The organism is Protofrankia sp. CiP1_Cm_nod2, assembly GCF_920664355.1.
Classification (GTDB): domain Bacteria; phylum Actinomycetota; class Actinomycetes; order Frankiales; family Frankiaceae; genus Protofrankia.
The window spans coordinates 1-950 of sequence record NZ_CAKKTL010000287.1 but is presented as its reverse complement, the minus strand read 5'-3'; the positions used below and the strand labels follow the sequence as shown (position 1 = coordinate 950).

Below are 950 nucleotides of genomic sequence, written 5' to 3'. Positions count from 1 at the left end.
GGGAACTCGCGGGCCACCAGGTCGGCGAAACCGAACACCCCCGCCGGCCGTTTCGTGAACCACCAGGCGTTGCGTGGGTCGGGGCCCAGCCGGGCGGCCACCGTGCCGATCCGGTGCAGGACACGCAGGATCCGGTCCACCTGCCGGTCCCGGTCGGCGGCGGGCAGCGCCTGCCAGCCCGCGCTCACCACGTCCAGCAGCGGCACCGACACGACATCGCCCGCCCCACCACCACCCGCGCCGCCGGCAGCGGTACCACCAGCGTCCGCGCCGGCACCAGCCGCGCCGCCGGCACCAGCCGCGCCGCCGGCAGCGGTGCCGGCCGGTGCCGGCACCGGCACGGCCAGGCCGGCCAGCAGGTGGCCGGTGAACTCCACCGACGTGGTCATCAGCTCGGCCACCGCCGCGATGGTGAGGGTCCGGGCGCGCAACGCCCGCGCGTTGTTCACCCCGGCCGCCACCTCGGCGGTGCCCAGGCCGGTCAGCAGCGGGACGCCGGCCGGCGCCGGCCCCGGCAGCGGGCCGACAGCCGTGCCGAAGGCGGCGCCAGTACCGGCAGCGGCGTCCAGAGCGGCGTCGACGGCGGCCCGCTGCCCCGGGTTGGCGTCGGCGAGCAGCCGGCGTTCGAGCGGGGTGAGAGCGTCGGCCAGCCGCAGCCATCCGGTGACCGGGTCGTGGCTCACCCGGCCGGCCAGGGCGGCGGGGACGCTCAGCGGGCCCGTCACGGCCAGCGGCAGCTCGACGATCGTCGGCGTCGGGATGAACGCGGCGTCCTCGGGAACCGGGACAGCGGGGCCGGACGCGGGGCCGGACGCGGCCCGGTCGATCGTCGCGACCAGCGTGTCGACCCGCGCGGGCGGCCAGCCGAGCGCGCTGAGCTCCGCCCGCAGCGCGGCCACCGCGGCCGGGCGGCGCACCTCGTCCGGACCGTCCGGCAGGGTGAACGGCAC

The 950-nt window shown here is 78.8% G+C and carries 1 pseudogene; it reads right to left on the bottom strand.

The window, feature by feature from the left end:
- Positions 1 to 950, bottom strand: a pseudogene (locus NBW84_RS21765) (hypothetical protein); the annotation flags it as partial.